22 protein-coding genes, 1 tRNA gene and 1 pseudogene are annotated in these 26,119 nt (G+C 40.6%); 20 read left to right on the top strand and 4 right to left on the bottom strand.

Annotation, left to right across the window (positions count from 1 at the left end; translation table 11 throughout):
* Positions 1-18: 18 nt before the first annotated feature.
* The 4 genes from AC13FX_RS09260 to AC13FX_RS09275 all read left to right on the top strand — a co-directional run bounded on the left by AC13FX_RS09260 (position 19) and on the right by AC13FX_RS09275 (position 2,840).
* On the top strand, positions 19-981 hold the full coding sequence (locus AC13FX_RS09260) for a universal stress protein (protein WP_482880286.1): 963 nt from the start codon (positions 19-21) through the stop codon (positions 979-981).
* Between the two features lie 226 nt (positions 982-1,207).
* Positions 1,208-1,705: an SRPBCC family protein gene (locus tag AC13FX_RS09265; protein ID WP_482880287.1), complete on the top strand. Its 498-nt coding sequence runs from the start codon at positions 1,208-1,210 to the stop codon at positions 1,703-1,705.
* A gap of 225 nt (positions 1,706-1,930) precedes the next feature.
* Complete coding sequence (locus tag AC13FX_RS09270) at positions 1,931-2,143, top strand: hypothetical protein (protein ID WP_482880288.1); 213 nt, start codon at positions 1,931-1,933, stop codon at positions 2,141-2,143.
* Between the two features lie 22 nt (positions 2,144-2,165).
* Positions 2,166-2,840 carry a hypothetical protein gene (locus AC13FX_RS09275; protein WP_482880289.1) on the top strand — a complete coding sequence of 225 codons (675 nt, stop codon included), beginning with the start codon at positions 2,166-2,168 and terminating at the stop codon, positions 2,838-2,840.
* 71 nt (positions 2,841-2,911) lie between these two features.
* Here AC13FX_RS09275 and AC13FX_RS09280 read toward each other — a convergent pair whose 3' ends face one another.
* Positions 2,912-3,733 carry a DUF4382 domain-containing protein gene (locus AC13FX_RS09280; protein ID WP_482880290.1) on the bottom strand — a complete coding sequence of 274 codons (822 nt, stop codon included), beginning with the start codon at positions 3,731-3,733 and terminating at the stop codon, positions 2,912-2,914.
* A gap of 1,214 nt (positions 3,734-4,947) precedes the next feature.
* On the opposite strand from AC13FX_RS09280, the gene AC13FX_RS09285 reads away from it, so the two are divergent.
* The gene (locus AC13FX_RS09285; protein WP_482880291.1) at positions 4,948-7,005 is read left to right on the top strand and encodes a S9 family peptidase; all 2,058 of its coding nucleotides are present in this window, start codon (positions 4,948-4,950) and stop codon (positions 7,003-7,005) included.
* Between the two features lie 186 nt (positions 7,006-7,191).
* Positions 7,192-7,713: a hypothetical protein gene (locus AC13FX_RS09290; RefSeq protein WP_482880292.1), complete on the top strand. Its 522-nt coding sequence runs from the start codon at positions 7,192-7,194 to the stop codon at positions 7,711-7,713.
* A 31-nt stretch (positions 7,714-7,744) separates the two neighbouring features.
* On the opposite strand, the gene AC13FX_RS09295 is transcribed toward AC13FX_RS09290, so the two are convergent.
* Complete coding sequence (locus AC13FX_RS09295) at positions 7,745-8,488, bottom strand: hypothetical protein (RefSeq protein WP_482880293.1); 744 nt, start codon at positions 8,486-8,488, stop codon at positions 7,745-7,747.
* A 761-nt stretch (positions 8,489-9,249) separates the two neighbouring features.
* On the opposite strand from AC13FX_RS09295, the gene AC13FX_RS09300 reads away from it, so the two are divergent.
* The 4 genes and pseudogenes from AC13FX_RS09300 to AC13FX_RS09315 form a co-directional block, all read left to right on the top strand.
* Complete coding sequence (locus tag AC13FX_RS09300) at positions 9,250-10,008, top strand: metallophosphoesterase family protein (protein ID WP_482880294.1); 759 nt, start codon at positions 9,250-9,252, stop codon at positions 10,006-10,008.
* A 279-nt stretch (positions 10,009-10,287) separates the two neighbouring features.
* Positions 10,288-11,769: a serine hydrolase domain-containing protein gene (locus tag AC13FX_RS09305; protein WP_482880295.1), complete on the top strand. Its 1,482-nt coding sequence runs from the start codon at positions 10,288-10,290 to the stop codon at positions 11,767-11,769.
* Between the two features lie 572 nt (positions 11,770-12,341).
* The gene (locus AC13FX_RS09310; RefSeq protein WP_482880296.1) at positions 12,342-12,563 is read left to right on the top strand and encodes a hypothetical protein; all 222 of its coding nucleotides are present in this window, start codon (positions 12,342-12,344) and stop codon (positions 12,561-12,563) included.
* A 16-nt stretch (positions 12,564-12,579) separates the two neighbouring features.
* Positions 12,580-12,702: pseudogene (locus AC13FX_RS09315) on the top strand (DNA/RNA helicase domain-containing protein); the annotation flags it as partial.
* Positions 12,703-12,719: 17 nt separating this feature from the next.
* Here the strand turns inward: AC13FX_RS09315 and AC13FX_RS09320 are convergent.
* Positions 12,720-12,968 carry a hypothetical protein gene (locus AC13FX_RS09320; protein ID WP_482880297.1) on the bottom strand — a complete coding sequence of 83 codons (249 nt, stop codon included), beginning with the start codon at positions 12,966-12,968 and terminating at the stop codon, positions 12,720-12,722.
* 59 nt (positions 12,969-13,027) lie between these two features.
* Positions 13,028-13,101: transfer RNA gene (locus AC13FX_RS09325), tRNA-Ile, on the bottom strand.
* Between the two features lie 1,190 nt (positions 13,102-14,291).
* On the opposite strand from AC13FX_RS09325, the gene AC13FX_RS09330 reads away from it, so the two are divergent.
* The 10 genes from AC13FX_RS09330 (at position 14,292) to AC13FX_RS09375 (ending at position 26,093) form a co-directional block, all read left to right on the top strand.
* A complete protein-coding gene (locus tag AC13FX_RS09330; protein ID WP_482880298.1) occupies positions 14,292-14,747 on the top strand; it encodes a hypothetical protein in 456 nt (151 codons plus the stop codon).
* Positions 14,748-14,902: 155 nt separating this feature from the next.
* Positions 14,903-18,661 (top strand): efflux RND transporter permease subunit, encoded by a 3,759-nt coding sequence (locus AC13FX_RS09335; protein WP_482880299.1) that lies wholly within the window; start codon positions 14,903-14,905, stop codon positions 18,659-18,661.
* Entirely contained in the window at positions 18,658-20,004 is a 1,347-nt protein-coding gene (locus AC13FX_RS09340) for a TolC family protein (protein ID WP_103665342.1), read from the top strand. The genes AC13FX_RS09335 and AC13FX_RS09340 overlap by 4 nt, the downstream gene beginning before the upstream one ends.
* 77 nt (positions 20,005-20,081) lie before the next feature.
* The gene (locus tag AC13FX_RS09345) at positions 20,082-21,776 is read left to right on the top strand and encodes an efflux RND transporter periplasmic adaptor subunit (RefSeq protein ID WP_103665343.1); all 1,695 of its coding nucleotides are present in this window, start codon (positions 20,082-20,084) and stop codon (positions 21,774-21,776) included.
* A gap of 25 nt (positions 21,777-21,801) precedes the next feature.
* On the top strand, positions 21,802-22,143 hold the full coding sequence (locus AC13FX_RS09350) for a P-II family nitrogen regulator (protein ID WP_103665344.1): 342 nt from the start codon (positions 21,802-21,804) through the stop codon (positions 22,141-22,143).
* Positions 22,144-22,249: 106 nt separating this feature from the next.
* Entirely contained in the window at positions 22,250-22,726 is a 477-nt protein-coding gene (locus tag AC13FX_RS09355) for a hypothetical protein (protein ID WP_482880300.1), read from the top strand.
* A gap of 64 nt (positions 22,727-22,790) precedes the next feature.
* Positions 22,791-23,003 (top strand): SHOCT domain-containing protein, encoded by a 213-nt coding sequence (locus tag AC13FX_RS09360; RefSeq protein WP_482880301.1) that lies wholly within the window; start codon positions 22,791-22,793, stop codon positions 23,001-23,003.
* Between the two features lie 39 nt (positions 23,004-23,042).
* On the top strand, positions 23,043-24,509 hold the full coding sequence (locus AC13FX_RS09365; RefSeq protein WP_482880302.1) for a multicopper oxidase family protein: 1,467 nt from the start codon (positions 23,043-23,045) through the stop codon (positions 24,507-24,509).
* 60 nt (positions 24,510-24,569) lie between these two features.
* Positions 24,570-25,643 carry a DUF2231 domain-containing protein gene (locus AC13FX_RS09370; protein ID WP_482880303.1) on the top strand — a complete coding sequence of 358 codons (1,074 nt, stop codon included), beginning with the start codon at positions 24,570-24,572 and terminating at the stop codon, positions 25,641-25,643.
* A gap of 12 nt (positions 25,644-25,655) precedes the next feature.
* Entirely contained in the window at positions 25,656-26,093 is a 438-nt protein-coding gene (locus tag AC13FX_RS09375; protein ID WP_482880304.1) for a YybH family protein, read from the top strand.
* Positions 26,094-26,119 lie beyond the last annotated feature (26 nt).

Below are 26,119 nucleotides of genomic sequence, written 5' to 3' on the forward strand. Positions count from 1 at the left end.
ATCAACATGGAGGTTGCTATGAAAGCTCGACATATTTTAGTACCAACTGATTTTTCCGAAGCTTCACTTGAAGCGATCAAGATGGCTGCTAAGTTTGTGGAGTGGTATGGCAGCACGATCGATCTGATCCACGTAATACCGCTTATCAGCTATTATGATGAAAGCATGCAGCACCTGGGAGTTCCTTTTGATATGGAAAAGGATATTTATCCCAAAGTGATGAAACAAACCAGTGAACAACTGCATGATCTCGCGGAGGAATACATCCCCAAAGAACATCGTGGACAGTTGATCAACCTGGTAGGCCGTAAGCCGGCACAGGTGATAGCTGAACAAGGCAACAAGAGTCAGTATGACCTCATTATAATGGCTAATACGGGGGGACATAAGACCGATGACGTCAGGAGTGGTTTGACCGAAAAAGTGATCCGTTATGCTGAGAAGCCGGTATTAAGTATTGATAAAGCATTTGATAAAAAATCGATCCATGAGATACTGGTGCCTGTTGATGGTTCTGATGAATCTGCGAAACCGCTGGTCGAGGCTTACGAACTGGCGAAGACATTTGGTGCAAAGATCGTATTGATGCACATCATTGAGCCATATACTTTGGGTATGGAGGTTATGCCAATGACCATTGAGGACGACAAGGCAGTGTATGAAACTCTGATCGAAAACATCAGTTACTACCTGAATGAACATCCTGACCTGAATCTAAGTATTAAAAGAAACGATGTAGATTTTGAGGACTATCTGGTTAAAGGGGATGAAGCCACAAAAGATGGTATCAAAGTGGTAAGCATCGTTAAGAAAGGGTTTTCAGCCCATTCTGAGATCACCGATTATGCTAATGAAGAATCCGATCTTGTGGTAATGAGCACTCATGGCCGAACCGGAATTGCTCGTGTACTGTTAGGTTCAACAACGGCTATAGTGGCTCAACATCTTGAAAAACCATTAATGACCTTAAGACCCGGTTAGCCTCCGGTTGATATAGAAGTAGAGGCCTGTGCATGGTAACATGCATGGGCTTTTTTTTGGCTCTTGATCACAGATCATTAGAATATTCTGTATGAATTTTTGGCGGGATTGTCATATGCTCCACTGAAGATAATGCCAGGTTAGCAAAGGGTATGAACAGGCCATATTTTTCAAAAGTAAAAATATGGTTTAAAGGGCATTGAAAATCAGCATTTAGGTTCGGTTTATGAAGGAGTTAACGACAGAAATTGTAATTCATGCAGATGTCAGTATTGTATGGAACACACTTATTAATTTAGATCAATATTCAGAATGGAATCCATTTATCACTCAGGCTTCCGGAAAGATAAAGGAAGGGGAACAGCTTAATATTCAGATCTCATTACCGGGCGATGAGCAATTCGAATTTGATCCAAAGGTCATCGAAGTAGATTATTTGCATAAGATCAGCTGGAGTGGGCGATTATGGGTGCCCGGACTTTTTAATGGCGAGCATATTTTTGAAATACATGTAAGGGGGAAGGAAACCTGTGTTTTCCGTCAAAGAGAGATATTCAGAGGTCTTTTGGTGCCATTTATCTGGAACCGTATTGGTTCTCCAGCCAGAGAAGGTTTCAATCAAATGAATCAGAAACTGAAAAAAAGAGCTGAAGCGATCGCCATTAAAACGAGAGCAGAAAGTGTAACCCGGTTTTACAATAACGGTGTATCCAGGGTCTCCTGAACAGATAAATTGCAGGACCGGATGAACTTTTTAAATGAATTCGAGTCAGCTCTGGAGTAGTTTGGAAAAGAATTAAACTTCGATTTATTAAAAATTAATGAGGGTCCTATGATTCTTTGGAATCTCAAATAAAACTCACCTTAGGTAAATTTATTCTTTATAGGAACATTATGGGCTTGAAGTTCTACTAATAAAATGAACTAACCATAATTTAACCCAGAGAATATGCTGAAGACAACATTTGGACTAATGTTCGTGGCTACTTTGCTGTTTACAGGATGTAGCAACTCAAACGAACAGCCTCAAACTGAAACAAACGAAGAGATACAGATAGTTACGGAATCGGATTCATTGACCAATGACCTTTCCTCAGCAAGTGATTCTGTTGAGCAAAAGGTGAATGATCTGGAATCCACACTGAATAATCTGAATAACTAACACTTTATAAAACACTTCAATTATGAAACGTTTAGCAAAGATGAGCACTTTGGTTACGGCACTTATTTTTTTAGTAAGCAGCTCCGTATCAGCTCAGAGCAGCAACAATGGAAATAAGGACAAAAAGAATAATAAAGAGAAGGTAGAACAAAAGGCTGATCGCCCCACCGACAGTCTTAATACCGGTAATGGTAAAATGCCCCAGGTTTCTGATAGCGCAAAGAAAGGAAAGGGCAAGGAAGGACAACAACCTGATAGTCTCAAAGATAAAAGAGGAAAACCGGATGGAGTAGGCCAGGGTAATGCCTTCGGAAAGAATAAAGGGGAGTTATCAGGACGTGAGTTCGGTCAGGCAAGAGCCGAAGCGGCCCGAAAACTTGATCTTGAAGTAGAACGGTTAGATCAGAGTCTGCAAAATGCCGAAGAATTATCTAAGCGAGCTAAAACAGATATAGAACTAGCTGAAGAAAGATTAGATGAAGATGGGCTCAGTGAAGAAGAAAAACAGACAAAGCAAGAACAGATCGAAAAAGCTAAGCAGCAATTATCTGAATTGGAACAAATGATCCAAAATCAGAAAGAAAAGATCAGCAATGCTCGTCAAAAGCTTGAAGAACTGAAAAATGGAATACCTTCTGTTGCAAATGATAGTACAGTTGTAGAAAATTCAGAAACAGAAGAAGAACGCGAAGAATGAAATATAAATACGGGTAATAAAAAAGGCCTGCATCTTACCGATGCAGGCCTTTTTAGTTTGAAATGTAAAGCTTAGTTCTGAGTTTCCGGCAGGGTAATGGTTCCAATATCATTGGTTTGACCAATAGTTACTTCCACTCCGGAAGTGTCTGAAGATTGATACATGTCATTGGTTGGATCAACAGAGATAGTGTAAGATCCTTCTTCAAGACCGATCAACTTAAAGGTACCATCAGTGGTATCTGCTTTGGTTGATGAAAGTGTATCTGAGTCTGCAATAGCGTAAATAAATGGTTCTGCGTCTACAGGCTCAACAGTCCCACCAATATTTCCGGTTATCGCCTCATTTGTAGCACTAATGACCGGCTTTAGAAGATACTCAACTCCGGATTGTCCTGTTCCTCGTTCAACAACGGATCGTGCAGCATCAAAATCGAGCAATAAGGTATACGTGATATCCGGTTGAATTTCGGCATTCACGTTTAATTTAATACCTGTTTGCTCACCGCTTGGCACAAACATATCATGTTCGGTACCATCAATAACCACACTATGTCCGGTACTGCTTAAAACGAGGCGGATCTGTTCATAGGTTCCTGCTTCCAGCTCTTCTGTTCCAAGAACTTCCATGGCTCCGTTAGTAAGCTCCAAAAGGTCATAGGATTGCTGTGGGCTGCTGATCTCGATCCAGCCTTCGTCAGTAACTCCATTGTTGACTTCAACTCTCTCGATGAAAACATTGACCTCTTCGTAATTAGCGGGAGCGTCATGAAGGGCAACCTCAAGTGTTCCCGTGCCAAGGTCCGTCACAGAGTTATTGTCACAGCCTACAAAGAATAATGTGAAACTTGTAATTAATGTAAATGACAGTGTTAATAGTTTATTCTTAAACATAATATTTGATTGATTATTCATTAATTTCATTTTCTTAAACATATGTTAGTATTCAATGTTCCATATAATTTAATTTCTAATTTTATAAGGAATTCAGGTGATCGATCGTCATACTTTATTAGTACTACACATGAAAAGGCACTTACCCCTAAAAGTCTTATATAATTAATTAAAGCCGGTTTTTCTTTTGTGTAAATCCATCCCGAATGTTCTAACACAATCATGTGATACCAGTTAGGTGAGAAGAGTCTTTAATTGAACCTGACTTTACACTAAAGAGGAATACATATGTATCAGGAAATTCGAAAGATATTGGCAATAGGTTTGGTTTTTGTGCTTGCTATTACCTTATCAGGGTGCGGGCAGGGCATGCTGCTTATTCAGGGAGAATATGGAAGTGTTGAAGTGCATAAAACGAAGGAGAGGTCACAAAGGGTGCGGAGTGAATCCTTTAAAAAAATACCACCCGGACATATGCCGCCTCCCGGATCATGCAGAATTTGGTTACCCAATACCCCACCGGGGAAACAACCGCCCCCCGGAAATTGTTATGAACTCTCCAGAATAGTTCCGCCCGGTGCATGGTTAATTGAAGGTTAAAGACTAATTTCCAAAAAAGATTAAAAAAATCTGTAAGGAATTGATCTGAGATTACTCTAACATAGCGTTGATCTCTCCCGGAAGTATTGATCTCCAAAAAAGAACATAGAGAGGATGAAGGTTAACAAGCACAATTTAGTTTCAGCTACCCCAAATAACTGTGCAAGTGTATGTCCTCTTTATGATTCTTTTTTTAAACAATTTGCCCCGATTGGGTTATTTATATACCTACTATATTAATTTTAGAAGATACTAATGGGGAGGAGTCAATCTAAAAACCTGACTTTCCAATACTTCAGAGACCTTTTTTATAAAATATGATCTGCCTGCCTTTCTGTAAATCCGATCATTAGAATATTTTGTAGGTAATTGATCTGGGTTCACTCTAACATAGTTCTGTGATCATTTGTAGTAGGTGATCAGATAAAAAGAACATAGAGGGGATAATGCTTAACACATTATTAATCCTGCTAATGAGGTAGGTAGCAGATATGTGTATCCTCTTTATGATTCTTTTTTATTTATATCCTGCCAAATAACCTCATTATAACATTTCCAAATAACAAAGAAATTTGGTTCATTGGTACTGAATCGTGAACGAATTTAGTACTGATATGAAAAAGGTTATTTGGGTTATAGGTTTAATTCTGCTTATTCCTGCTGTGGTTTTTTCTCAGAATACATTAGAAAAGATAGAACCCACTTTTGAGCAGGTACTCTCATTAAAAGGACCGGGTGCGGTTCAGATCTCACCGGATGGGAAACATGTACTCTACTCAGTCTCTTCAACGGAATGGTCAGAGAACCGATATGACTCAGAACTGTGGTTATCAAAAAATGGAGGCAAACCTTTTCCCTTGACTCATAACAGCAACGGTTCAAGCGGGAGTGGGACGTGGTCGGATGACGGTAAATGGATCCTGTTTACCCGTAATGTGGATGGAGACAATACCTTGTTTGTGATCTCACCGGATGGAGGAGAAGCCTTCCCATTATCCTATATTGATAAAAGTGTTCAAAGATTTGATCTTTCGCCTGATGGCAAGACCCTGGCATTTCTGTCACAGCAAGAAAAACCGGAAGACCGGAAGACCATGGAAGAACGCTTTGGGGAGTTTGCCGAGGATGAGACGGGTTACTTGCTCAACCGACTATATACGGTGGATTTCGATCCTGATTTTGGCAAAGATCACCAACAGCCCTGCCGGCAGGATACCACCTATACCATGTGCCCGGAAGCCCCAAAAGTCGTGGAACACCTGGAAGACGCTGAATTCACCATAACCGATATTTCATGGTCGCCGGCAGGAGACAAGATCGCGATCGATCATCAACCGGATCCAATTATCACCAGTTTTTTGGAAGCCGATATTGCTCTGTATGATCCTGATTCCAAGGAATTAGAAAGCGTCATTACGAATGCTTCTTTGGATGGATTTGACCTGTGGTCACCGGAAGGCAGCAAATTTATCTACACCAGTAATGTGGATAATGATAGCAGTAATTTCTATACCAACAGCAGATATTTTATACATGACCTGGCAAGCGGCGAATCCCGCGAAGTGGCTCAAGACTTTGATGAGAACCTGAGCATTTCTGCCTGGGTCGATGAGGGTATTTATGCAACTGCATGGCAAAAAACGAAGAAACCTGTCTACCATCTTGATCCACAAAATGGGAGGGTGCAGAAGTTAACCGACTCAAAGAGATTGGTATATGATCTTTCATTATCCAAAGATGGAACAAAATATGCTATAAGTGCCCGTGATGGGGATGAAGTGAACGAGGTTTACTTATCTGATATGAATGGAACACGCAGTGTGAAGCTGACTAATTTCAATGATCAGATCTCTGAATGGAAAACTACGGTGAGTGAAGTCATAAGCTGGACCAGCCGGGATGGAGCTGAGATCGAAGGGATATTGCATAAGCCCCAGGATTACGATCCCAATAGAAAATACCCGTTATTGGTGGCAATACACGGAGGTCCGACCGGGATTTCTCTGCCGTCCCCGGTTCCTGCCTACGTATATCCTATTGTACAATGGGTGAACAAAGGAGCGTTGGTGCTGCAACCGAATTACAGGGGATCAGCCGGATATGGAGAAGACTTTCGTTCACTCAATGTTAAAAACCTTGGTGTAGGGGACGCCTGGGATGTGCTTTCCGGGGTAGATCACCTGATTGAGCAAGAGGTTGTGGATTCCACTAAATTGGGATCCATGGGTTGGAGTCAGGGAGGCTATATATCTGCATTTCTGACCACCTGGTCGAATCGCTTTCAAGCCGTAAGTGTGGGAGCCGGGATCTCCAACTGGATGACCTACTACGTAAACACAGACATTCATCCGTTTACCCGTCAGTACCTGAAATCCACTCCATGGGAGGATCAGGAGATCTACGAGCGGACCTCACCTATGACCTACATCAATAACGCCACCACGCCAACCCTGATACAACACGGTGAGTTTGATCAGCGGGTTCCTACTCCTAATGCCTATGAACTCTATCAGGGTCTGCAGGATGTGGGAGTTGATTCAAAACTGATCATTTACAAGGGATTCGGTCACGGTATCACCAAACCCAAAGAAAGGCTGGCCGCCACCTGGCACAACTGGATGTGGTTCAATAAATACATCTGGGGTGAAGAGGTGGAGATGCCGTTGGACTGATGTTGCAGAACCGTATTATTGAGTCAAATGTATATTTATAGTAATAGTAACTCGTATTGATTTTAGATACGGATATAACTATATATCTAAAGCTATTCTAAGATATAAGAGGGGTAAAAAGGTACAACAATGTACACATCTGTTGTGAAGAGAGTACATCTATCAAATAAATAAAAGGAGAAAATTATGGGTAAAAAGATTCTGGCACTTGTTATAACTGTGTTCATACTTATTATGTCAGTAAGTGCTGTCAATGCACAGACCTATAACAGGAACGGTACCGTTACATACGATACAGGGTTTTATCTGAGATTTATTCCATGTGTTGGAGAGAATGGGGAAGGCGAGTATGTATATGCTGCAAATGCTACATTTAGGATGATCCAACAGGAAATGTCAACAGTCGGTGGAATGGGTCGGGGGTCATACATTGTCAAACCGGTAGGGGATTGGGATCTGATCGGTCAGTCAACCGGGCTGGAGTACAAGATCATAGGAATGCGACATTCTTCAGGAATGATAAATGATAAAGGATTGAATAAAAGTTTTTCATTTACAAGTACCTACAGAGTATTTTCTCCCGGAACAGGGCTTCGATATGACGCCAAAATAATTACAAGAATAATGGAAACGCCTTCAGGTAATTTTCAAGCTGAAGTATATCACAGTGATGTGACTTGTGGGAGTAATGATGGGTTAACATTTTGATCACCAAGGTTTGTGTGATCTTGATCTATAGCTAATGGTCAGCCCCGACAGGTACCACACAAAGTAAGGGATCCCGTTCTTTACAGAGTTCAACCAGTAATGAATATCGGTTCAAGTGTACGGCTTTGTTGAATTCATTCAGTTCTTTGACCATGCCCAGCAGCTGTAATGAAAGTTCAAAGCGGCCCAGCCAACGAAGGAGGTCTGCCTTATCCATGGCTTTTTGAGGATCACCTTCGTAAAGCCAGTTTGCAGCATTGTTACAATTTTCGATCATTTCAGGCACCCTGGGAACTTCGATTGTTTTGGATGGCCACTCTTCAGGTGGTATACAATAGATGCCATGATCTGATCTTTTTTCATTCTTCCGTTTGAGTTTATTCCGGAAACGATCGTTATACCGGCGCCAGGAGAGCATCCGGATATAGGTCTCCAGGTCAGGATCCCTTTCAGTTCGGTATTTCCACTGTTCGATGCCATCAAGGTATTGTCGCCACCCCGGCTCCTGCATGGGGTAGACTTTTTCCCAATGATCAGGGGGAATTTGATAGGGGTTCAGCTCTTCAATGATCTTCATTTTAGAAACCCTCTGAAAAGTATGGCAGTTGGGACAGTACCAGAAGGGAAGGTCATACTTTCGGGGCATCATAGGACTATCGATACGCCCATCGGTCCATTCCACTGACCCAAAGCTGTTTCCTGAAGAAAGTGTTTGGCGTATGACATGTTTATCACAACTCCGGCATTTAAGTAAGAATTGGCTTCCCTGTTGCATATCATAATCTATGAGAAATGCATTAAGATTGCTATAAGCACAGGAGGAAGTAGATCATAACGAGGATTCAAATTCTTCTAACTGTAATACTATCGAATCAATGGTTCCCTACGATCGGCTTCGATTTCTAAGTTACCCGGTAATGTATTCTCTAAGTCAGTTAGATCTATAAATAATGCTTACAAACGGGTTATACCGCAGTCTCATGAAGGTATAAATTACCTGTGAACAATAAGCTAAAAACGCCATAATAATGGATTAATGCTGGGGCTTTATATATAAGCTCATACACCTTTATATAATGACTTTCATCATGAGAATATTACTGCTTCTGATCATTCTAAGTCCGGTATTACTGGCAACCACCTGTGATGATACTTGCAAAACCGTTGAAGAGAGGTAATTCTTCAAAAGTTATTACAAAATGACAACTGGCAATTATCTTAAAATTTTATCCATCATGTGATTCGCTTGTTAGTATCTATTTTGATTTTGCCAAAACAACCTTGATTTACTTAGTGAAGGTATTAACTTATTTGAGCAATTTAGAAGCATTAACTTGCAATATAAAATTGATGTTATACGACCATCTTATGGGAATAACCACTCGAATATTAGGTCAATTATCACTACCTGTATTAATAAGTGGATCCTTTAGAACTTCCGTTGCTAGTTGAGAACACATGGTAGCGTTACACGGTAATACTTTATGTGCAATTTCGAAAGGTAGTTTAAGTAACTCAAAATAAATCATCTATAATATGCGTGTTGCTGCGATATATGACATACATGGGAACCTTCCGGCTTTAGAGGCTGTACTCGATGAAATCAAAATAGCTAATGTTGATTGCATCGTTGTTGGCGGTGATGTGGTTGCTGGTCCTATGCCCACAGAGACTTTATCTTTATTAATGGAAGTTAGTCTTCCTACACATTTTATTCATGGAAACTCAGAATCTGAACTTTTAAGACACTTAGCTGGTAAAAAACCACGAGGGCTTTCAGAGCGTGCAGATGAAGGGACCTTTTGGGTCTCAAAACAACTGAGTGATGACCATAAGCATTTTATATCGCAATGGAGTGCAACCTATGAACTAACGTTAGATGGGTATGGTAAAATTCTTTTTTGTCATGCTACACCTCACAGTGATATTAAGGTTTTTACTAAACTAACTCCTGACCGGAAATTAGTGGATCTCTTTGAGGGGCAAAACGCATCATTGGTTGTTTGTGGTCATACTCATATGCAATTTGAACGAAATATCAGAGGCCTTCGGGTAGTCAATGCCGGGAGTGTTGGAATGCCGTTTGGTCATACTGGGGCTGATTGGCTTCTAATAGATACTGATATTGAATTCAAACATACAGACTACGACATTTCTAAAGCTGCTGATAAGCTAAGACAATCTGACTATCCATTTGTAGAAGATTTTATAACAAACAATATATTTCACCCTCCATCCGAAGCAAAGGCACTCGAAATTCTCACTCAGTTGGAGTTAAAAACAGCTTCTAAATAAGTTTGTAGCTATATAAACATTACTTTAAATAGGGCTACTTTACAGTGTAGCTCTCAAAGCTTTAATAATTCCACAGACTAACCTGCACAATAGAGTTATAGTGCAATTACAACCTTGTCCAAAATCTTCCTATCACTTGGGTTCAGTAGATAATATTTAAACTTCTCCTTCATTCGACCATCTACTTGTATAATCTATACTTGTATCAGATCCGTAACTTTTCATACTTGGATTCCGTAGTTCAGTTAAAATGTAAATTGTAAGTAAAATCATAGATTTATGATGAAACTATTTTGGGCGGTAACACTCATTTTATTGAAGGCTAATTCATTAGTAGCTCAGACTAATAACACAAGCAAAATCCAAAAAGCACATCCCCAATGTACCTCACAATTTGAAAACAAATTAATTAACATCTACACAGAAAGAGCATTATTTGGCGATTTTATTTTTGCTGTAGTTGATGAAAATGGATTGGTTTATTCATTTGCTTTCAATAGAGAGATTTTAAAGGAAAATAAATCGTCTCTAAATAAAAATTCGCCCATTTATATTGCATCAAGTACAAAGTCATTCACTGGTACATTGCTCAAAATATTAGAACAGAAAAAGGTGCTCAACTTGAACAAATCCCTTCATGATTACCTTCCTCACCTAAATTACAGTGACAGTATAGATACACAAAAAATAACAATTGAAAACCTATTAAATCATACTCATGGCACATTTAGCACAAGTATGACATGGAAAACAGCCTTTCTGGGATATAGTGGTAAAAATGAAGAATTAATTAATGATTTAAACTCTGACTTCCTTTTTGATCCATCAGGTAAATTTCGATATTCAAATGTTGGGCCAATCATTGCCGGTATGGTTGTGGAAAACGTTACTGGAAGATCATGGAAAGATGAAATGAAGGACTATATTTTCACACCATTAAAAATGGAAAACACAAGTGCATATGTTAGCGATTATGAGTTAAAAGATATTCGCCCTTCATTTACTATTTCAAAAGACAAAGGAATCATTGAAAAGGGATTTTATAAAGAGGACGTCACGATGCACGCGTCAGGAGGGATAATTTCAACAGTCAATGATCTTTCAAAATGGTTAAGTGCAAATATTAGAGAAGACAGTATTTTGCTAAATAAAAAATATTGGTCAGAACTTCATTCTTCGACTACACCGCAAGACAAAGAATATTTTACTTATCATCGCACTGGCTACAGTTTAGGATGGGACATTGCTGAATATCAAAATGATAAGATTTTGACACGTTTCGGAGGTTTAGCAGGAATAAGTTTTCATATTTCATTTATGCCAGAGAAAAAAATTGGTGTTATTTCTTTCTCGAATGATAGCAGAGCTTATTTATTACCTCATTTAATGGCAAATTATGCGTACAACTTAATAAACGGATTACCTGCAGACAGTATCTTCAAGATTGAAAATTCAAAGTTTAACGATAGTTTTGAGCGTGAGAATGAAATCTCATACCCTAATGATTCAGATATTCTAACCGTAAGTAAAGACAACGATAAGATATTAGGTATATATCAAAATGGGGAAAATTGGCCGACCATTTACATTGACAAAAAAGAAAATTACTACATTTTTAATTGGGGCGTATTAAATGGCAAAATCTACGAAAAAGAAGGAAAGGGCTATTCCAGTAATTTGGGAGTTCTAACAAGAGATTTTGAAATAAAAAATGACTCTCTTTTGACAGGTTCGTTGATTTACAAAAAAGCGAAGGAATAAAAACTACACACAACATCGCGCATAAGCTATGGCTTGCGACTTACTAACTAACCTAGTTAATGCTGGGAAGAAGAACTTTTCTATAGTTCGGTCATTAGTTTCCAAAACCATAACAGGCACACATTAGGTTATAGCCGGAATCTGTTAAAATGTATTCTGCTTCAACTGAATTCTATAATAACAGTGTTTCTGTTTGGGCGATTCTCACTTGGTCTGTCCGTTTTGTTTACCCCTTTTTTATTCAGCCACTCTGCGGCTATAACCGTGCCTGAAGACCGATCTTGCAATATTTGGTTTATTTTACTCATTGATGGTAAAGTAATACTTTACTTAATTGCTGCAAATTAAGCCATCGTTAATTAATAAACTGAAAAGTTAGTTTACTAAATGATTCCAGTTTGTGTGACTACTTTAAAATTGCAAACGCACACAATGGAAGTATAAACCTACCCAATTTTGCACCAACAAAACCCTCCAATTTTAATCAGAAAAATTTGTTATTTCGGGGTGACAGATTCTGTCAGGGGTAAATGTTATGTTGCTTGTCCATAAGATTAAGGTGAGAGGTTACCATGAGTGCTATAATATATTTGATCGGAAGTACAGTGATGTTTTTTGCAGGGTTTTTTATCGGTTTTCAAAAAGGGGACGAAAACGGCCGTTCAAGTGGCTTTGATGTGGGAGTTAAAGCAACCCTAACCGAAATAGATCGCTATATGAAAGGGGGGCTGAGATCACCGCTTGATTGGGAAACAGCTCAGCAATTAATGAAAGAAAAGATGAGTAAGAATTAAGTTACAATTATCTATGAAAAAAGAGCCCGAAACCATTATAAAAAATACCTGCCGAACCCTAATGAGCCGGGGTATGAAGGGGTGTTATATTTACTGTACTGATAAGGAAACTGAAGAATATTTCCAGAGTATGGCTTGATCAAAGTGAAAGAAATTTCAAATGCCTTCTACACAAACCTGCGCCCGATGCCCATTTTGGTGGACCAGCACCCCCAGTATTTCGTAGTGTAAGACCTTCACCCGCATCTGCCCAATATAGGCCTGGTAGCCATGGCGGTAGGCGGCGTAGACTGCGTCTTCGTAATCATTGATCTCTAACTTAATATGTTGTCCGGGGTCGGGTTCAATGTAAGACTCTTCCATTTTTCTTAGAGTATAAGATGGAAGGGTGACAGGGTGCGTCATGATTTACGATAATAAAAAAGCCGCTTAAAGTGAATTTAAGCGGCTTGATATTATATAAGTGGGCCCGGAGGGACTTGAACCCCCGACCAATCGATTATGAGTCGACTGCTCTAACCAACTGAGCTACGGGCCCTTGTATGTTTAAAGCCAATGTCATTTTACTGATGACGCCAATTTTGGCTTTTTGTACCCAAGGTTGTACCCCAGATAACTTGCCAAAAACGATTGTACCTCTTGTTAAAAATAGGTTATCGGTTTATGTGTTCTTGTTAAAGACACCGGCTATCCTTTTCAGGTCGCTTACAAACTGTAAGCGCGCCAAAGATAAATATCTTAAAACTCAGAGTCGAATGTTTATGAGCCAAATTTTCAAATAAAACCAGATCTTTTGGTTCTAAGAAATGGCTTCCAAATTTTGCTTTTAAGGCTCTTGGTTAAATCTGTTGGAGTAAACCTATCCTACAATCTAAAGTGCAGCTAAACGAACGCAGATGAATAGTCCTAATTATTTCAAGGAAACAGTAACTATATACCACCTAATCCAGGGCGACTATTGATTAAAAAATGACCTCATATAGCAAAAGCCGGAAAAAGTGTATTTGTTATGTTTCAATGTTTCAAATACATAAAAAGTAACTCTACGTATACATATTCCCTGTTTTTCTTGAAACATTTTATGAAACATTCATGAAACAGGATGAAACATTGATACTTTTTGGTGAAACAGAAATGTTTCATTCTTGTTTCAAGGATAATGATCTATAAGTAATTGTTATTTAATGGCTAATCATTTTTAAAGAATCTACTATGAAACATGCATGTTTCAGGAAATGTTTCATAAAAATCGAGCTTTAAATATGAATAAAGATCGATTTTAGACTTTTGAAACATTTTTAAAGAAAAAGTTAAAGAAATCTGATTTTTTAAAAACTCTCAAAAACATTATCAACTTTATCACAAATTCAAAAAAGAACTGGAGGTGTATTTAAAAGTTCGTGGAATGAGACACCAAGCTGTAACTAATTTGGATTGAGAAAGGGTTTCATACGGCTGAAGCAAGCTATATGGCAGGACATTCAAGTCAGAAAGTGACTGAAAAATACAACCATTTGACTGTGAATAGACTTAAGGATAAAATGAAAGCTCTCTACTGGTTTATAAATTTATATGAGATGAAGTAGTCATGATGAAATCTGACAGTCTAGTTAGATTTCATCATGACTACTTCACATCAGAATATTCGAAATTTGTCTAATTATAGATTTTGTTTATCGAATTATGTTCCATCTTTCATGGATAAAATTAATTATATATACTTGAAGTGTGAAAATTACTCAAACATATCGCTTTATTGCATCGGTGCTCAGTCTGAGTATCCTGATTGGGGTTTCGGTTCCAACCGGACTTCATGCTATGTCAAATGAACTATGTGAAGAGTTGCAGGAAATGGGAATCCATATGCAGGCTCAAAGTGAACATGCTGAAGATTGCCCAATGACTGTTGAGTTTGCCGAAGTACCGGAACACCAACATCATACTGAAACCAACGAAGATCAAGATCAAGATCTTGGTATTGTTTGTGCCTGCTCTGTTGAGGAATTATCAGTTAAGACCGAAGCTCCTTTATTTCAAAAAGTGAAAGTCAAGGTTCTGGCTGTAGTCCAGATAATTGCGGAAGATCACACGAACCAATCTGAATCCGACTATCACGCTATTCAAACTTCGGATTCCTATTCACCACCTCCCATCTTTTTAGCCAACGAGTCCTTTCTGATTTAGGGACCGGTATATCATTTCTCCACTAAAGTCATTCCTGTAACGTCAGGAACCTTGATTCTTGTACTATCTATTGTAAAAAAAAGGCTTCAAGGTCTCAGATATCTATCGAGAGATGACCGCTTTTTTAATTGTACCGATTCATAAATAATAAACTCATGCTAAATAAAACCATCCGGTTTTTCCTGGAAAATAAGCTTGTTGCTGTACTATTCTTGCTAGTCTTAGTAGGCTGGGGGCTTGCAGTAGCTCCCTTTAATTGGAATCTTGACTTTCTTCCTCGGGATCGTGTTCCTGTGGATGCTATTCCCAACCTTGGGGAGAACCAACAGATCGTTTACACTGACTGGGAAGGACAATCACCTCAAGATATAGAAGACCAGGTTACCTATCCTTTGACCACTCAGTTACTGACTGTGCCTGGTATCAAAACCGTTCGAAGTAATTCCATGACAGGTCTTTCCATCATTTACATCATTTTCGAAGAAGACGTGGATTACTATTGGAGCCGCTCTCGCATCCTTGAAAAACTAAACTCGCTTCCTGCCGGCACTATCCCTCAAACTGCAAAGCCCGCCCTTGGTCCTGATGCTACCGGACTAGGACAGATATTTTGGTACACGCTGGAAGGCAGGGATCAAAGTGGAGAGCCAGCAGGTGGGTGGGACCCCCAGGAGTTACGGTCTATACAAGACTTTTATGTGAAATACGGACTATCAGGAGCTCAAGGTGTGGCAGAAGTCGCCTCCATTGGAGGGTACGTAAAAGAGTACCAGATCGACATCGACCCAAACAAACTAAAAACGTATGGGGTTACTCTGCCTGAAGTGATTGATGCGGTTCGGAAAACCAATGCCGAGACCGGTGCCCGAACTATTGAGATGAATAACGTGGAATATCTGGTTCGGGGAATTGGATATATAGAGAATCTGGAAGATTTGGAATCGGCAGTGGTTAAAGTAGTGGATAATACGCCCATTCGAATTCAGGACGTTGCCTTCGTAAGTATGGGGCCGGCTCCACGAAGAGGTGTACTGGATAAGGCTGGAGCAGAAGCCGTTGGTGGAGTAGTCGTAGCCCGGCAAGGTGCCAATCCCCAGCAGGTAATTGATAATATAAAAGCACAGATCAAAGAGATTTCTGCCGGTCTGCCTGTAAAAACCCTTGAAGACGGAACCGAATCTCAAGTCACCATTGTACCATTTTATGATCGCTCAACGCTGATCTCTGAAACCTTGGGGACGCTAGAAGAAGCCCTCACGCTTCAAATACTGATTACCATTATCGTGATCGTTATAATGGTACTGAATCTGCGAACTTCGGTGTTAATTTCTGCAATGCTCCCCATCGCTGTACTCATGACCTTCATTGCCATGAAGTATTTTGGTGTGGATGCTAACATTGTGGCCCTTTCCGGAATCGCTATTGCCATTGGTACCATTGTGGATATGGGAGTCATCCTTTCTGAGAATATGCTCCGGCATTTGGAAGAAATGGAGGGAGATGAATCACTTCTGGAAGTTATATACAATGCTACTGTTGAAGTAGCCGGGGCTGTATTGACGGCCATAACCACCACCATTGTGAGTTTTCTCCCGGTCTTTACGATGATCGCTGCCGAAGGCAAACTATTCAAACCATTGGCTTACACTAAAACCTTCGCGCTGATTGCTTCCATTATCATTACAATCACACTGATCCCACCCTTTGCCCATTGGTTCTTTGGGTTAAAGATCAACAATCGGAAATTGAAACTGAGCTGGAACGGTTTACTGGTGATCGGAGGATTCATTGCCATGTTGACTGTTTCAGGTTGGGGTGGTCTGTTGATCATGGGCTTCGGACTAATCAATGGCGTGGGATTCTTTTTAGGCGAAGAATATCACAAACGAATTCCAATTCTCAACAACGTACTTTCTGTAGTGGTAGTAACCTGGCTACTGACAGAATACTGGCTTCCTTTTGGGCCATCGGTCTCTTTTGCAGGTAATTTGTTTTTTATCGTTTTAGTGATCGCCCTTATTCTTGCCACCTTCTGGCTCATCATCAAATATTATCAACCCATTATTAGTTGGTGTCTGGATCATAAAAAGATTTTTCTAACCCTTCCATCCTTTTTCGTGATTTTTGGGGTGGTAATTTGGCTGGGCTTTGCAACTACCTTTGGATTTGTAGCCAAAAGCTTTAATACGGTCGGGGTTGATATAAGCGAAACATCCGTTTGGACTTCAGCGTCCGAAGCTTTTCCAGGACTGGGTGAAGAATTTATGCCCGCCCTGGATGAAGGAGCTTTCCTTTTAATGCCTACTACGATGCCTCACGCCGGTGTAGAAGAGGCAGAAGACGTGATGCGTAAAATAGACCTGTCTGTTAACTCCATACCGGAAGTTGAAATGGTTGTTGGAAAAATGGGCCGGGCTGAATCAGCTTTGGACCCGGCACCTATCTCCATGTTCGAAAATGTGATTCAATATAAATCGGAATACAAAACGGATGAAAATGGCCGACGGATGCGATTCGAGGTCAATGATTCAGGGGAGTTTGTAAGAGATGAAGATGGAGAACTGATTCCGGATGAAAACGGTGAGTATTTTCGCCAGTGGCGCGATCATATTCACTCCCCGGATGATATCTGGGATGAAATTGTAGCCGCCGCACGGATTCCCGGAACTACCTCGGCACCAAAACTTCAACCCATTGAAACACGATTGGTGATGCTGCAATCTGGCATGAGAGCCCCTATGGGTGTCAAAGTAAAGGGAAGTGATCTTCAAGAAATCGAAAATTTTGGTTTACAATTAGAAGATGTCCTGAAGAATGCTGAAGGCGTAAAAGCTTCATCGGTATTTGCGGAACGTATTGTTGGTAAACCCTATTTGGAAGTTCATTGGAACCGGGAACAGTTAGCCCGCTACGGGTTATCCGTTCAAGACGTGCAGCAATTTATGTCGATGGGTGTGGGTGGGATGGCAGTCTCAACCTCCGTTGAAGGGCGCGAGCGATACCCTATTCGTGTTCGTTTTGCCCGCGAGTTAAGAGATAACCCTGAGGCTTTAAATGAACTTTTGGTTCCCACCAAGACGGGTGTTCAAGTACCTCTTTCACAACTGGCTGAGATCAAATACCGCCAAGGACCACAAGCTATCAAAAGCGAAGATACGTTCCTGGTGGGTTATGTAATCTTCGATAAGTTAGATGGCTTTGCTGAAATTGAAGTGGTAGAAAATGCCAGACGTGCTATTGAAGAGAGTGTGAACTCCGGTAACATAGCGGTTCCCGCAGGTATCAATTTTGAATTCGCGGGCAACTATGAGAATCAGGTACGAGCTGAGAAACGGCTAAGCATTATTTTGCCTATTGCGCTGGTCATTATCTTCCTGATCATGTATTTCCAATTTCGGTCTGTGGCTACTACATCCATGATCTTCAGTAGCATTTTTGTGGCCTGGGCGGGGGGATTTCTACTTGTTTGGCTCTACGGTCAGGGATGGTTTCTGAATTTTGATCTATTTGGTCAAAATCTTCGGGATCTGTTTCAAATGGGAACCGTAAACTTAAGTGTGGCTGTGTGGGTGGGTTTCATCGCCTTATTTGGAATAGCGGCTGACGGAGGTGTAGTAATGGCAACCTATCTCGACCAATTGTTTGATCGCAAGAAGCCGAAGACATCGGCTGAATTACGAGAAGTGGTGATAGAGGCAAGTACACGCAGAATTCGTCCGACACTCATGACGACAGCTACCACCATCCTTGCTTTGTTACCCGTCCTAACATCCACTGGCAGAGGCTCGGATATTATGGTGCCTATGGCAATCCCGAGTGTAGGTGGCATGTTCCTGCAAATCATCACATTACTGGTTATACCGGTCCTTTATTACATGTGGAAAGAATTTAAAATGAAAAAAGAATTGTCATGAAAGAAGAAAATCGATTAAGGAACATTGAATATCCAATATTGAGCAGGATGGAAAGAAAGTCTTCAGCACTCTTTGCGAAACATCTGCACGCTCTGCTATTAATTGTATTACTTGGCATAATTGCACTGCCTTTTACCGTGCAAGCTCAAACTATTGCCGAATACCAACAACAAGCAGCTAAGAATAATCCCGAGTTGAAGGCTGAATATCAGCACTATCTATCAGCTCTTGAAGAAAGTCCTATTGTTGGTACTTTGCCCGATCCGGAAGTTGCTTTTGCCTATTTCATCAGTCCGATTGAAACCAGATTGGGACCACAACAAGCAAGGATTTCACTAACCCAAATGTTTCCCTGGTTTGGGAGCCTCTCAGATAAACGATCAATATCGGAATCGCAGGCTAAAGCACAATACGAAGTGTTTCAGGAGACCCGAAATCGACTGTTTTATCAAACCGAGAAAGCACTTATTGAACTTTATGAGTTGGACCAAAGCTTGGAGATTGCCAACGAAAACCTCGACATCCTAAACTCATTAGTGGAGATAAGTTTGAGCCGATATGAAACAGATCAGGCTTCGCAGGTGGATGTGTTACGGGCTCAAATCGAGCAAGAAGACCTGAAGACGCAAATTGCTTTGCTTGAAGACAATCGGAACGTGTTAATTCAAAAAGTGAATGAGCTTTTGAATGCTGAGCAAGAACGGGTGATCACCTTGCCGGATACGTTAATGCCTGAAATGAGTATAGAAAGCGAGCCGGAACTACTGAATAAATTGGTTCAACAAAACCCGGCATTAAATCGCCTTAGATACCAGAAGGACTCCGCCCATGAAATGAAAACGCTGGCAGCAAAAGACGGAAAGCCATCCTTTGGCGTAGGTCTGGATTATATCTTCACCGGAGAACGCTCAGATGTACCAACGCTAGCTGATAATGGTAAAGATGCCATCATGGCCAGAGCCAGTTTCAAAATTCCCCTGTTCCGAAATAAATACAATGCCAAGGTTCAACAAGCAGAGCTGAATATTCAATCAGTACAGTCGCAAATAACAGACAAAGAAAACAAGCTGGAAACAGATTTATCCTCTTCATTGAGGGACTATTATGATTCGCGGCGGCGGTTTGACTTGTATGACCAGAAGCAGATTCAACGGGTTAATCAGGCACTGAGCATTATGACACAGAACTATTCAACCGACAGTTCCAATTTTGAAGAAATTCTACGGATGCAGCGCAAGCTTTTGGGTTATCAACTCAACCGTATTCAGGCTTTGGTGGATATGCAGGTTTCATCGGCTTACATCGATTACCTGACGGGCAAACACAACATTAATCTACAATAAATAGACGTGTGATTTGAGCCATGAATAGTGAGAAAAACTAATCACTACTCTAATTTCACAACTCAATACTTACAACTATGAAAACAAAAAACATACTTATTTACTCTGGACTTATACTGGGTGGACTCTTACTCGGCTACCTCTTTTTCGGAGGGACTTCGGAACCACAAACACTTGAAGAGCATATATCAGAAACCCACACTGATGAGGAAGGCAATGTGGTTTATACGTGCAGTATGCACCCTCAGATAAGAGAAAGCGAGCCAGGAAATTGTCCAATTTGTGGCATGGAGTTAATTCCGGCCAATGATCTTGATGACAATGACTCAGAATCGCTCAACCCGAATGCTGTTACATTCTCGAAAGCCGCACTTGCGCTTGCTGAGGTTGAAACCACTCCGGTTAGAAAAGGAGTCCCAGTGGTTGAAACCCGGTTACCTGGCAAAGTGGCTGTAAATCAGAACTTGGTATCGAATGTGACGGCTCACTTCCCCGGTCGTGTTCGGGAGTTATATGTAGATTATACCGGTGATTACGTTCGTAAAGGGCAAAAACTGGTTTCTATTTATTCTTCGGAGTTAATTACGGCACAGAGTGAACTTTTGGAAACAGCCCGATTCAAAGAACAAAACCCTCGATTATATGAGTCTGCCCGGCGAAAGCTATTGCTTTGGGAATTTCCGGAAGAGACCATAAACCAGATTGAACAATCAGGAGAAGTGATGGAAGAGTTAGATTTTTTCTCACCAGTATCTGGCTATGTATCAGAGATCAATATCTCTCGGGAAGACCATATTCAGGAAGGTTCAATGCTATACCGGATCGCGAAGCTTTCTGAGGTATGGATTGAATTTGAGGCGTATGAATCGTCAGTCAATAATTTAAAAATCGGAGATAAAATTGATTTTACGGTGAGCTCCATTCCTGGGTATACCTATACCGGGGAAGTCAGCTTTATCCAGCCTTTTTTAAATGATAAATCTCGAACAGTAGAAATACGTATTACTGTGGATAATCCGAGAAATGAGATGAAACCCGGCATGTTTGCTGAAGGAGTTATTTCTTCTCAATCAGACCAAGAACAGCAACTTCTTGTCCCCCGAAGTGCCGTGCTATGGACCGGAGAAAGGTCCATTGTGTTTGTGGATGTTTCCACAGCTGAAACTCCTGCTTTTGAAGCAAGGGAAGTTGTATTAGGCAAAAGGGCTGGTAACGAATATGTAATTGAATCTGGACTGGAAGTTGGTGAGCGTGTGGTATCAAACGGCACATTTAAAGTGGACGCAGCCGCACAGCTTAGCGATAAACTCAGTATGATGAATAGAGAACCGGGCTCAGGAGCAAATCGTGGGGCACACGATCACGGTGCTATGGACATGAATAACGGTGATATGAATGAATCCACTATGGATACAACTGAAGATCATTCAAATCATGAAATGGTTAAAAGCCTTGAGGTAGTAGTACCCCAGTACTTGAAACTTCGGGAGGCACTGTCCAAAGATGATTTTGAAACGGCTAAAGAACATGTCCGAGTGTTCTCAACGGATACATTCAGTGATATTGAAGAGCTCAGAGCCGAGTTCAAATCCATTTCAGAAACGCTTATTTCACGAATTGAAGAAGAAGGATATGAAGGAGCACTGTTCAAGCAATATTGCCCTATGTACGGCGGAGGAAGTACCTGGATAAGTGACAAAGAAGATATTGAAAACCCCTTTTATGGATCTCAAATGCACAACTGCGGAGAAACAGTTGAGCAGATGAATTAATGTATAAATCAAAAACAGAGGTATCATGAAATTAGTAAAAGCATACATACGCCCCATGCTACTTGAAGAAGTGTATAAAGCGCTACGTTCTGAAGGCCATTGTTGCATAACGGTTTTCAGAGGAGAAGGAGCAGGTCAATATACCGATCCTGACTATGCCCATGGCTCTTTGCAATTCCCGGCGATGCACTCCAAAGTTGTGAAAATAGAAATAGCAGCGGTAGACGAAGATGTCAATTCTATTATTGAAATCATTCAACAAACTGCTTCAACAGGTTCGCGCGGAGATGGAATTATATTTGTCATGCCTATTGAGAATATGATTAGAATCAGGGATGGTGAGGAAGGACCTAAAGTAATAGAATAATAGGCTTACACTAAATAAACGGTAAGTATTAATCATCATTGTATAAGCTAACCCCTTAGATAAATGATATTTTAAGTAAAGCAAACATTAACAAAACCATAAGATTATGAGAAAGATAAAATCAATCGCTCTGTTACTGGCAATAAGTTTAGGTCTAACCGTAACCGCTGTGGCCCAGCAACAAAATATGGAGCAGAAAAAGCAGCAAATGATGACCATGATGCAGGACTCATCTATGCAATCCGTGATGATGGATCACATGATGAATAATCCTGAAATGCGAGCCAAGATGATGCAGAGAATGATGAAATCACAAAAGATGGATCATTCCAAAATGATGGAAAACATGAACTCCATGATGAACAATCCTGAAATGAAAGAACGCATGGAAAAGCATATGGAAATGATGCAATCTATGATGGATGGAGATATGGATCACGCTAGAATGATGAATATGATGGATAACTCATCCATGATGAATATGCATATGATGTGTATGCAAATGATGCAGGGAGGCATGATGGATTCGGGAATGAAAATGAAATCAGATTCTACCGATAATAAAGGTATGAACCATCATTAGTAAAATTAAATGGGGATGCACTTCAAAGTCATCCCCGAATTCTAAAACTTTAAATGATAGCACTATGCATGATTTTCAATTTTTTGGAGGTGGCTGGATGATGTTCTTCTGGTGGTTTTTACTCATTGCTTTGGTCATTGTTTTACTAAGGCCGTTATTCAAAACAAATCAACAAGAATCTGAAAGCGAAACGCCCCTTGAGATCCTTAAGCGAAGATATGCAAATGGGGAAATTGATCAAGAAGAATTCGAGAAGAGGAAAAAGGATCTGATGTGATCAAGTATTCAATAATACAATCATTATAGTTTCAAATTTATGAAAAGAAAACAATTTTTACACAGAGTAGGTCTTGGAACGGGTGCATTAGCCCTATCACCTTGGTTAACATCCTGCCTAACTTTTTCTGACGATGAGTTGCAGGGTTCTTTTAGAAACAGATTGCCTTTTCCGGGTCAAATAACCGATCCTTCGTTTAATTTATCTGCCTCTTCTGCAGAAATAGAGATACCAGAATCGTTAAGTCTGGCTGCTTTTCAATTTAATAACTCAGTTCCCGGTCCAACAATTCGCCATGTAAAGGGGCAGGAACTTAACATCCAGTTTACTAATAATATAGGTCAGGAAAGCATTATTCACTGGCATGGACTCATTGTTCCCCCCGAAATGGATGGACATCCCAAAGATGCAATATCAGGAGGAGCCTATGATTATGAATTCAGCCTGAATCAAAGAGCCGGCACCTATTGGTATCACCCTCATCCTCACAGAATAACTGGAGAACAGGTTTATCGCGGGTTAGCAGGTTTTTTTATTATTGAAGATGACGAAGAAAAAGCACTCAACTTACCGAGTGGTAACTACGAGATACCGCTCGTTATTCAGGATCGGAGAGTAAGTGACTCTGGGCAGATTATTTATAACCCGTCTATGCCCGAACGGATGATGACTGGGTTTTTGGGAGATACGATCTTAGTTAACGGAGCGCCATCTCCTTACCATGAAGTTGAGCCTGGTGTGTATCGCTTGAGAGTATTAAATGGCTCAAATGCCCGGATTTATAATGTAGCGTTTCAAGATGATCTTTCCTTTATGGTCATTGGCACCGATGGAGGCCTTCTACCGGAAGCTATTGAGACCAATGAATTATTAATGGCCCCAGGGGAAAGAGCAGACATACTGGTAGACTTCTCTGGATTGAAGAAAAATAGTATTCACCTTATCAGTAAACCATTTGATGTGCCTTCCGGCGGCGGTATGATGGGAATGCAAAACATGATGGGGAGCTCCGGCCCCGAACAAGGCACTGGTTTTGATCTTATGGAATTCAGGATTGATGGAGAATCTAAGCAAGAATCAGTGGACCTTCCCGGTCAGCTGTCTGAATCGACCTTTCCTGAAGCTTCATCTGCTGATCGTACCCGCCCCATTCGGTTGGACATGCAAATGATGAACGGCCATACCATTAATGGGCGTCAGTTTGAGATGGAGCGAGTCGATGAACGTGTAGAGCAAGGAAGTACTGAAATTTGGGAGTTTATCAATAACTCAAACGTACCTCACCCCATGCACGTGCATGCCGTTCAGTTTAAAGTTCTTGATAGAAGTGGAAACAGAGGATTAACGCCTACCGAAACAGGTTGGAAGGACACGGTACTTGTCATGCCCGGCGAGACTGTTAGGGTCATCATGAGTTTCAATGCGCCAAAAGGCCTGTACGTTTTTCACTGCCATAACCTGGAGCACGAAGACAACGGCATGATGGCTAACCTGGAGATTATATAACCTTTTGGACACAACAATTAATTTCTGAACTCAATTATTTAAAACTTTGGATAACTAATTATGGAATCTTTACTAACTCCTGAATGGGCTCCCAACATTCACCCACTGATCGTTCATTTTCCTATTGCGCTATTAGTGACGGCTGCATTGGCTAATTTTGTATCTCTTTTTTTTCAAGAAAAATGGTGGGATGAAACAAAGAGTACTATCCTTTATGTAGCAGGAGCACTTTTCGCCGGTGTCACCTATTACAGTGGCACCATTGCTGCAGATACGGTTTTTCTACCGGCTGAAGCACAATCGGTACTAAGTGAGCATTCTGACTGGGCGGAGTATCTTCTATGGTTCTTTGTAATATATGCTCTATTGAGAATCGCCTTTCATTGGTTTGATCTTTTTGAAAAGAAAGCCTTTAGAATCATTGCATTCATTACAGTACTTCCGGGATTATTTATGGTTTTTGAAACCGCGGAGTATGGCGGTAAAATGGTATATGGATATGGAGCCGGAACCGGTCAACTATTACAACAAGAAGAACCAGCTACATCTGAAGGCACCGACAGTACTGCAACGGTTCCATCCTCTTTTATCACTAAAGAAAATGGAGACTGGACCTGGGAGATCAACTCAAATTCAGTAAGTGACCTAATCACTAACTTTCACTGGGTGAACGGTTCTTTACAGGCATTAAAGCCAACTATCACTTCAAGTGGTAATCCGTTATTACAGCTTCAAGCTTCCGGGCAAGCGAATCTATTTGTTACCCATCAATCATACCAAAACATACAAGTTGATTACTACCTCAATCTGGATGATTTAGATGGAGAAATAGAACTCATTCATCACCTGCAGGATGCCGATAACTATGATTTTGTTTCACTGAATTCGGATGGGATTATTCGTCAAGGCAGAATCCAGAACGGGGAAACAACCATTTTCGAAGAAGGCACCTATGAAACCGAGGGTCTGTTATTTCTACGTGTAGTGGCAGATGAAACGCACTTTCGCGGATATATTAACAGAGAGATGAAAGTGCACGGCCACGGAGATGCTCCGAAAAGCGGAAGCGCAGGGCTAAAATTACAAGGCCAGGGATCAGTACTCGTATCTAAAATTGAAATGACGCAACTCTAAAAAACTATACCTATGAAACCATTTATAAAAATATTCGCACTTCTTGTGTTTTTATCAGGAACCGTGATGGCTCAAACAAACCAAAAAGAAACCAAGGTTTTAGAAGCACTTGACAACTTTAAAACCGCCATTGTTGACAACGATTCTGATGCCGCATCAAATGTAATGGCTGATGATGTCTTGATACTGGAAGGCAGCGGAATGGAAACGAAGAAAGAATATCTTTCCCATCACTTTCACTCTGATGGTAAATTTTTGAGTGCCATGGATCGTGAGATACTAACTCAAAAAATCAGCATTGAAGGAAATACAGCATGGGTCAGCACGGTTAGTTCCATGAAAGGAACGTATTCCGAAAGAGAAATAGACCTGACCTCTCTCGAACTTGCTGTATTAAAAAAAGAGGGTTCGGATTGGAAAATTACCGCTATTCACTGGTCATCCCGATAAGCAACAAACGATTTAACTAAACAGAG

Source organism: Gracilimonas sp. B-17 (assembly GCF_056857935.1).

What these genes read in the sequence shown, in the direction of transcription:
- AC13FX_RS09260 (WP_482880286.1), top strand. Translation starts at nt 19, where the DNA reads ATGAAAGCTCGACATATTTTAGTACCAACTGATTTTTCCGAAGCTTCA.
- AC13FX_RS09265 (WP_482880287.1), top strand. Translation starts at nt 1,208, where the DNA reads ATGAAGGAGTTAACGACAGAAATTGTAATTCATGCAGATGTCAGTATT.
- AC13FX_RS09270 (WP_482880288.1), top strand. Translation starts at nt 1,931, where the DNA reads ATGCTGAAGACAACATTTGGACTAATGTTCGTGGCTACTTTGCTGTTT.
- AC13FX_RS09275 (WP_482880289.1), top strand. Translation starts at nt 2,166, where the DNA reads ATGAAACGTTTAGCAAAGATGAGCACTTTGGTTACGGCACTTATTTTT.
- AC13FX_RS09280 (WP_482880290.1), bottom strand. Translation starts at nt 3,733, where the DNA reads ATGTTTAAGAATAAACTATTAACACTGTCATTTACATTAATTACAAGT.
- AC13FX_RS09285 (WP_482880291.1), top strand. Translation starts at nt 4,948, where the DNA reads ATGAAAAAGGTTATTTGGGTTATAGGTTTAATTCTGCTTATTCCTGCT.
- AC13FX_RS09290 (WP_482880292.1), top strand. Translation starts at nt 7,192, where the DNA reads ATGGGTAAAAAGATTCTGGCACTTGTTATAACTGTGTTCATACTTATT.
- AC13FX_RS09295 (WP_482880293.1), bottom strand. Translation starts at nt 8,488, where the DNA reads ATGCAACAGGGAAGCCAATTCTTACTTAAATGCCGGAGTTGTGATAAA.
- AC13FX_RS09300 (WP_482880294.1), top strand. Translation starts at nt 9,250, where the DNA reads ATGCGTGTTGCTGCGATATATGACATACATGGGAACCTTCCGGCTTTA.
- AC13FX_RS09305 (WP_482880295.1), top strand. Translation starts at nt 10,288, where the DNA reads ATGATGAAACTATTTTGGGCGGTAACACTCATTTTATTGAAGGCTAAT.
- AC13FX_RS09310 (WP_482880296.1), top strand. Translation starts at nt 12,342, where the DNA reads ATGAGTGCTATAATATATTTGATCGGAAGTACAGTGATGTTTTTTGCA.
- AC13FX_RS09320 (WP_482880297.1), bottom strand. Translation starts at nt 12,968, where the DNA reads ATGACGCACCCTGTCACCCTTCCATCTTATACTCTAAGAAAAATGGAA.
- AC13FX_RS09335 (WP_482880299.1), top strand. Translation starts at nt 14,903, where the DNA reads ATGCTAAATAAAACCATCCGGTTTTTCCTGGAAAATAAGCTTGTTGCT.
- AC13FX_RS09340 (WP_103665342.1), top strand. Translation starts at nt 18,658, where the DNA reads ATGAAAGAAGAAAATCGATTAAGGAACATTGAATATCCAATATTGAGC.
- AC13FX_RS09345 (WP_103665343.1), top strand. Translation starts at nt 20,082, where the DNA reads ATGAAAACAAAAAACATACTTATTTACTCTGGACTTATACTGGGTGGA.
- AC13FX_RS09350 (WP_103665344.1), top strand. Translation starts at nt 21,802, where the DNA reads ATGAAATTAGTAAAAGCATACATACGCCCCATGCTACTTGAAGAAGTG.
- AC13FX_RS09355 (WP_482880300.1), top strand. Translation starts at nt 22,250, where the DNA reads ATGAGAAAGATAAAATCAATCGCTCTGTTACTGGCAATAAGTTTAGGT.
- AC13FX_RS09360 (WP_482880301.1), top strand. Translation starts at nt 22,791, where the DNA reads ATGCATGATTTTCAATTTTTTGGAGGTGGCTGGATGATGTTCTTCTGG.
- AC13FX_RS09365 (WP_482880302.1), top strand. Translation starts at nt 23,043, where the DNA reads ATGAAAAGAAAACAATTTTTACACAGAGTAGGTCTTGGAACGGGTGCA.
- AC13FX_RS09370 (WP_482880303.1), top strand. Translation starts at nt 24,570, where the DNA reads ATGGAATCTTTACTAACTCCTGAATGGGCTCCCAACATTCACCCACTG.
- AC13FX_RS09375 (WP_482880304.1), top strand. Translation starts at nt 25,656, where the DNA reads ATGAAACCATTTATAAAAATATTCGCACTTCTTGTGTTTTTATCAGGA.